The organism is Actinomycetota bacterium, from assembly GCA_005774595.1.
Lineage (GTDB): Bacteria > Actinomycetota > Coriobacteriia > Anaerosomatales > D1FN1-002 > D1FN1-002.
Genome location: VAUM01000074.1, coordinates 1 through 7234 on the forward strand (window position 1 = coordinate 1; position 7234 = coordinate 7234).

A 7234-nucleotide genomic window follows, 5' to 3' on the forward strand; every position below is an offset into this window, starting at 1 on the left:
GAGCCGGCGATCGACTTCCTCGTCTCGCAGGTCCGCGCCGCCCTCGGCTGACGCGCAGCTCCCGCCGCCCGGCGTGCCGCGGCCGCCCGCGTGGGCCGCCGTTCACCGACGCGCACATGCCGCCCGGCGGCACCGGCGCACCGCTCCCCGCCGCTTCGCAGACGACCCGGGAACAAGTCCCTAGCCTTGTGGGGCGAGGGTCGGACCACCGGCAGAAGGCCCGGCCCTCGTCGAGACCGCCGGAGGTCTCGCCGACAGGATGCCGCCCGAGGGCGGTGGGCAAGCGTAGGGAGGGTTCGACATGGCGGACACCGCCGCGGCTGATGCCGATCGCGTGATCTCACCGGGTGAGATGCGGAAGATCATCGCAGCGTCATCAGTCGGAACGATGGTCGAGTGGTACGACTTCTACATCTTCGGGAGCCTCGCGGCCGTCATCGCGAGCAAGTTCTACCAGACGGGCACGCCGCTCGGTGACATGATCGCGTGGCTCGCCGCCTTCGCGATCGGCTTCATCGTCCGGCCGTTCGGTGCGATCGTGTTCGGCCGCGTCGGCGACCTCATCGGCCGGAAGTACACCTTCCTCGTCACGATGACCCTGATGGGAATCTGCACGTTCGCGGTCGGCTGCCTGCCGACCATCGACAAGATCGGCCCAGCGGCCGGCGTCATCCTCATCTTCCTGCGCATCATGCAGGGCCTGGCGCTCGGCGGCGAGTACGGCGGCGCGGCGACCTACATCGCCGAGCACGCCCCGCACGGCAAGCGCGGCTTCTACACCTCGTGGATCCAGATCACGGCGACCGCCGGCCTGTTCATGTCGCTCGGAATCATCTTGGCGACCAAGTCGAGCATGAGCGTCGAGGCCTTCTCCGAGTGGGGCTGGCGCATCCCGTTCCTCGTCTCGATCCTGCTCATCATGGTCTCGCTCTACATCCGTATCTCGCTGCGTGAGTCCCCGCTGTTCGCCAAGCTGAAGGCCTCCGGCCAGCGCTCGAAGAACCCGATCCTCGAGTCGTTCGGCAAGAAGGAGAACCTGAAGTGGGTCCTGCTCGCGCTGTTCGGCGCGACGATGGGCCAGGGCGTCGTGTGGTACACGGGCCAGTTCTACGCCCTGTTCTACCTGCAGAAGATCTTCCACGTCGCCTTCACCGACTCGAACTACATCATCGGCCTCGCACTGCTGGCCGCGACCCCGTTCTTCGTCGTGATGGGCGCGTTGTCCGACAAGATCGGCCGCAAGAAGATCATGCTGGCCGGCATGCTGCTCGCGGTCCTGACGTACTACCCGATCTACGGCCTCATGGCCGCGAACGCGCCGGCGAGCTACAAGGCGTCCGCCGACGACGTCAAGGGCTTCGAGAAGACCGCGAAGGCCGCCGCCGCCGCGGGCAAGGATGTCCCCATGATCGCGATCGCGGTCGAGGGCGACACCGCCGCCACGATCGCCGGCGCCACCAAGGTCCCGATCACGGAGATCAAGAAGGGCGATGCCCTGGCGGTCAAGCACCAGAAGTTCCTCTTCGACTATCAGGGCTACAACCCGTTCATCCTGTGGCTGTGCGTCGCCATCCAGGTCATCTACGTGACGATGGTCTACGGCCCGATCGCCGCCTTCCTCGTCGAGCTGTTCCCGACGAAGATCCGGTACACGTCGATGTCGCTGCCGTACCACATCGGCAACGGCGTGTTCGGCGGCCTCGTGCCCATCATCGGCCTGTCGTGGGTCTCCGCGCAGACGGCGGCCGGCAACCCCATGTCCAACTACGCGGGCCTGTGGTGGCCGATGGGCGTCGCGGGAGTGTGCTTCGTGGTCGGGCTGTTCCTCGTGAAGGACACCCACCACATCGACATCCACGCGGGCGAATCGATCGCCGCCGCGGCGGTCACCACCGACGAGCAGCCGGACATCCAGGTGGAGGACGTCGGCCCCGACGAGCTGTAGCCTCGTCACCGCACCACACGCGTCACCTTGCGAGGGCCCTCCTGCACGGGAGGGCCCTCGTCACGTCCACCCGGCCGGCGTGGCGGTCCTATTCGGGCAGCCGGACGACCTCGGCGGACACCTCGCCCGCCTCACACGTGAGCAGCGCCACGGTCGGCGGGCCGTCACCGTACGCCCGGGACGCCGACCCGGGGTTCAGGCGCATGCAGCCGGGCTCTCCGGCGAACTCGGCCACGTGCGTATGGCCGTGGATGACGAGGCCCGGCGCAGTGCGCCAGCCGGGCAGGTCCGTGATGTCATGCACGACCGTGACGCTCACGCCCGCGAGGGTCAGCCGCTCCACGCCGCGGAGGACGCAGCCGAGCTCGCCCGCGATGTCGCAGTTGCCCGCGACCGCGGTCACCGGCGCGATCTCGCGCAGGGCCACGAGGTCGTCCAAGGACACCACGTCGCCCGCATGCACGATCGCATCCACCCCGGCGAACACCTCGGCGACGCGAGGGTCCAGCCGGCCGTGAGTGTCGGACAGCACGCCCACGCGCACGGGGCCGGCCGCGTCGCCGATCACAAGCCGAGCGTCCGCTTCAACGACGGCACGCGCCGGCGTGAGACCGGCACCTGGGTCTCAGCCGCGTCCCGCAGTGTCAGCAGCAGGGTGCCGCCGTACATCGGGACGACTTCCCTGACCTCCGAGAGGTTGACGAGGAAGCGGCGATGGGCGCGGAAGAACCCGCGCTTCTCGAGCCGCGCCTCGAGCTGCATCAGCGACAGGGTGGAGAGGTACCGCTCGCCGTCGGTGTGCACATACGAATAGTCGTCCTTCGCCATCACGTACAGGATGTCGTCGACGTCGAGCAGCAGCTTCTTGCCCGCCTTCTCCACCGGGATGCGCTCGACCCGCGACACGTCGGCGGCCGGGGAGAGCCGTCCTATCGTCTGTCGCAGCCGTTCGACCTCGACCGGCTTGACCAGGTAGTCGGCCGCAGCGACCTCGAAGGCCTCCACGGCATGCTCGCTGTGGGCGGTCACGAACACGACCGCGGGCGGGCTCTCGACGCTCGCGAGCACCTGCGCGAGCTGCATGCCGGACAGCCCGGGCATGTCGACGTCGAGGAAGATGCAGTCGTACGGGACGGCCTTGATGAGCTGCAACGCCTCGACGGCGTCGCAGGCCTCGCCCACGACCTCGACACCTCCGGCCTCGCCGAGCAGATACCGAAGCTCGGAACGGGCGTGCACCTCGTCGTCCACTATGAGCGCCTTGAGCGTCACGTGATCCCTTCTGCCTGGTCCTGTATCACGGTGAGCGTCACCGTCGTCCCCGCGTCCGCCGTGCTGTGCACGACCAGCCCGGATGCGGGCCCGTACAGCCCGCGCAGCCTATCGTCGACGTTCCCGAGCGCGATGCCCAGCCCCGTGCCGAAACCGGGCTCCATGACCTTGGCGAGCACGTCTGGTGCCATCCCGACGCCGTCGTCGGCGACCCGCACCGTCAGGCGCCCCTGCGACAGCCGCGCGTCGATCCGCACGGTCAGGACGCCCCGCGCGCGCATGCCGTGCTTGATGCAGTTCTCCACGAGCGGCTGCACCACGAACGCAGGGATGTTCACGTCGAGGGCCGCCGGCTCGATGTCCTCGACCACCTTGATCCGATTCGGGAAGCGGGCAGTCTCGAACCGCAGGTAGGAGTGCACGTACTCGAGCTCGCGGGCGAGCGGGACCGGGCTGTCCCCCGTCTCGAGCGTGCGACGGTAGAAAGTGGCGAACTCGCGGAGCAGGTCCCGCGCCTCGGACGGATCGGTACGGACGAGCGACGCGATCGTGTTGATGGTGTTGAACAGGAAGTGCGGGTTGATCTGCGCCTGGAGCGCCTGGAGCTCCATCCGGGTGGCGAGTTCGGTCTGGCGGTCGAGCTCCGAGAGCTCGAGCTGCGTCGAGAGCAGGTCGGCGAGGCCGCCGACCATCGTCACCTGCGTCTCGTTGAGCAGCCTCGGGGTCGTGTAGTAGAACTTGAGCGTGCCGACGGGCCGGGCGCGCATCCGCAACGGCATGACGATCGCCGCCTCCAGCGGGCACTTCTCGCTCAGGCAGCCTATCTCGTCGTGCGACGACAGCACGCGGTAGTCGTCACACTCGATCGTCTCGCCCGTCGCGCGCGTGAGGATAGGGCCGCCGGTGGTGTGGTGGTCCTCGCCTGCGCCGGCGAAGCCGAGGATGCGCTCAGTGTCGGTGATGGCCACCGCGGCCACGTGGTCCGCCTGCTCCAAGATCAGGCGGCACACCGCACCGGCGGTCTCCTCGTCCAACCCGCGCCGAAGGTGCGTCAGCGACCGGTTGGCGATCTCGAGGATCTGCTGCGACTGCCGCGCCTGCAGGTGGTCGGGCCTGGTGATGAAACGGCCCGCCAGCATGAGCAGCGCGATCAGCGTGATGCCGGCGACCGCGGTCACGAACACGTAACGGGGCACGGGGACGACGAGCGCCGCGAGCCCGGTGCCGGCGATGATCATGACGCTGAGCGTGAGCAGGAGGTCGATGAGCACCGACTGAAGAAGGAACGCCCGCCGTCCGACGTCGCCCGACACGCCGCCCACGCCCCTTCCGTCAAGCCGCCCGTCCCAGGCGCACTGAGTATAGCCGAGCGCCGAGGCGCCGCAGCCGCTCACGCCGCGGACGCCACCGCGTACGCGAGCCACGCACCTGTGGCTGCGAGGAGTGCGGCGAAGCCGAGGCGCACGGCGCGGTCGGCTGCAACGGACGTGAGCTTCGCGCCCACGAGCGCCCCCGGCACCACGCCCACGACGAGCGCCGCCGCAAGCCCCCAGTCGACGTTGCCGAGCGCCCAGTGCGTCGCCGTCCCCGGCACGGCGATGAGACACACCGCCACCAGGCTCGTGCCGATCGCACGCTTGATCGGGTAGCCGAGCCACCGCGCGAGCGCCGGCACGATGATGAACCCGCCGCCGAGCCCGAGGAAGCCCGAGTACAGCCCGGTCACCACGCCGAGCGCGGCGAGCGCGGCGAAGGCGGGGCGCGGGACCGCGGCCGCCTCCCCGAGAGCGCCGGACGCGCGGCGCGGCCCGCGGGACTCGGCGACGGCCATGTCGGCGGCGGTGTAGACGATGAGCGCCGCGGTCACGACGAGCACGACGCCGCCCCCGACCCGCTCGGCGCCCAGCGCGCCCACGACCGAGACGGCCGCGCCGAACGCGCCGATCACCACTCCGGCACGCAGGTCGGCGAGCCCGCGGCGCGCATACGACCACGCGCCCGTGAGCGCGGTTGGGATGATGACGGGCAGCGGCGTCCCGACCGCGACGAGCTGGGGAAAGCCGAGCGCGAGGACCGCCGGCGTGGTCACGATGCCGCCGCCGATCCCGAAGGCCCCGGACAGCACGCCGGACAGCAGGCCGACGAGTGCCGCAGCGAGCGACACCGCGGCGGCCCTACTCGGGTCGGACCGGCGGGAAGCGCCCGGTGATGGCGGAGCGGTCGATGGTGCGCTCGCCGGTGAACAGCGACTGGAGCGCGACGTCCTCCCAGATGCGCTCCATCATGATCGGCCAGCGGCGCTGGAAGGCGAAGTAGTTGTCGCAGTTGCGGCGGGCGTACTCGGGCACCTCGCGCCGAAGCGCGCCTCGCACCTTGCGGTACGCCTTGCGCTCGGAGGAGTCGGCCAGCCCGCGGAGCCATGCGGTGGCCCAGGCCCGCCACGTGATCGAGCCCCCGACGAACTCGCCCGGGAACGGCGCGAGCGACTCCGGCGTCACTGGCCGAAGGTCGACCTGCGACTTCGCGAACTCGAGCTTGCGGTGCTCGTAGACGAACCGGTAGACGTCCTGGCGGAAGCGCAGAGCGGCGCTCGGGACCTCGGGCGGACGATGCCCGACGCGCCACTCACCGTCGAGGAAGACGTCGCCGCCGTGCATGCGGGCGTTGATGACGTAGTCCACGTCCTCGCCGCGCGCGACCCACGGGTCGAACGAGACGGCCGAGTACACGTCACGGTGCAGGATCAGGCAGCCGCCGAAGGCCACGGGGCTCGGCCGCATCCGCGGCGGGGCGTCGACGATCGCCAGCGTCTCGTTGAACGCCTCATCGAGGTGCCAGAACGTGTTCGACCAGTGCGGATCGACGAGTGACTGGTGCCGACCCTGCTCGTCGACGTAGTAGCCGCTCTTGGCGAGGATGCGCTTGCCGTCCACGGCCGCACCGAGCCCCTCCTCGGCGCGGGTCAGGAAGTCGGAGTCGACGATGACCTGATCGTCGTCGACGAAGAGCACCGAGTCACAGCCGAGCACGGCGCCGGTGATGAGGCCCACGTTGCGCACGGCGCCGTAGCCATGCAGCGTGATGCCCGGGAGCATGTCTGCGAACTCGAGCTGCTCGAGCCGGCGATGCAGCGATCCGATCTCGGCCGCGCCGAACACGAGCGCGTCGATCTGCGGGAAGTCGGCGATCATCTCCCGGACCCGGTCCTCGGCCTCGTGCTCGATGGCCGCGTCGGTGGCGGCGGTGATCACGACGACCCGGTCGATGCCCGGCAGGCGTGACAGCGAACCGAGGCACTCCGGGAGCGTGCTCTCCCCATCGATCAGGGTCGGGTGGTCGTAGACGTCCAGCACGCGGCGTCCTATGCGCGAACGGCGGCCGGTCCAGAAGGTGGGGATCACGACACACGGGGCCAAGCGGCATTCCTCGTCTCGGTAGCCCGGAAGCGTCCGTGCGCGCTCCACGCGCGCGGCGGGCCGCTCTCATACGCGGCCCCGTACATTCTAGCGTTTAGGGCCGCCGGACGCTCTCGGGCTTCCGCTGGCCCAAGACAACCCGGACATCCTGCGCGAGCTCATGAGGGTCTTCCTGGACGTGCTCATGTCCGCCGAAGCCGACGCGGCGTGCGGTGCCGCGTACGGGCAGCGGAGCGACGAGCGCGTGAACCGCCGCAACGGCTACCGCGAGCGCGAGCTCGACACGAGGGTCGGCACCATCGCGCTGTCCGTGCCCAAGCTGCGAGAGGGCACCTACTACCCGGACTGGCTGCTGGAGGACCGCCGGCGCGCGGAGCGGGCGCTCGTGGCCGTGATCGCCGAGTGCTACGTACGCGGCGTATCCACGAGACGCGTCGACGGGCTCGTGCGCACGCTCGGCATCGAGGGCATCTCGCGCTCGCAGGTCTCCCGGCTGGCGAAAACGCTGGACGAGGAGGCCGCTGCGTTCAGGAGCCGGCCGCTGGACGGCGGTGCATACCCCTACCTGTGGGTCGACGCGCTCGCGATCCGGGTGCGGGAG

7 protein-coding genes are annotated in these 7234 nt (G+C 69.9%); 2 read left to right on the forward strand and 5 right to left on the reverse strand.

What is annotated here, in order from left to right:
- Positions 1-301 precede the first annotated feature (301 nt).
- A complete protein-coding gene (locus FDZ70_04510; GenBank protein TLM78073.1) occupies positions 302-1945 on the forward strand; it encodes an MHS family MFS transporter in 1644 nt (547 codons plus the stop codon).
- Positions 1946-2033: 88 nt separating this feature from the next.
- Here the strand turns inward: FDZ70_04510 and FDZ70_04515 are convergent, their stop codons facing one another.
- The 5 genes from FDZ70_04515 to FDZ70_04535 form a co-directional block, all read right to left on the reverse strand.
- Entirely contained in the window at positions 2034-2513 is a 480-nt protein-coding gene (locus tag FDZ70_04515) for a metallophosphoesterase family protein (protein TLM78074.1), read from the reverse strand.
- Positions 2510-3217: a response regulator transcription factor gene (locus tag FDZ70_04520; GenBank protein ID TLM78075.1), complete on the reverse strand. Its 708-nt coding sequence runs from the start codon at positions 3215-3217 to the stop codon at positions 2510-2512. Before FDZ70_04520 ends, FDZ70_04515 begins: the two co-directional genes overlap by 4 nt.
- Positions 3214-4539, reverse strand: a complete 1326-nt coding sequence (locus FDZ70_04525; GenBank protein TLM78076.1) for a sensor histidine kinase — start codon at positions 4537-4539, stop codon at positions 3214-3216. Before FDZ70_04525 ends, FDZ70_04520 begins: the two co-directional genes overlap by 4 nt.
- Before the next feature lie 68 nt (positions 4540-4607).
- The gene (locus FDZ70_04530) at positions 4608-5381 is read right to left on the reverse strand and encodes a sulfite exporter TauE/SafE family protein (protein TLM78077.1); all 774 of its coding nucleotides are present in this window, start codon (positions 5379-5381) and stop codon (positions 4608-4610) included.
- Positions 5382-5391: 10 nt separating this feature from the next.
- Positions 5392-6633, reverse strand: coding sequence for a hypothetical protein (locus tag FDZ70_04535; protein TLM78078.1), 1242 nt, complete (start codon positions 6631-6633; stop codon positions 5392-5394).
- A gap of 160 nt (positions 6634-6793) precedes the next feature.
- Here FDZ70_04535 and FDZ70_04540 point away from each other — a divergent pair.
- Positions 6794-7234: IS256 family transposase (locus FDZ70_04540; GenBank protein TLM78079.1), on the forward strand; the 441-nt coding region annotated here is incomplete at its 3' end.

Excerpts from the sequence above, each read along its gene's own strand:
- FDZ70_04510 (TLM78073.1), top strand. The coding sequence starts at position 302 with ATGGCGGACACCGCCGCGGCTGATGCCGATCGCGTGATCTCACCGGGT.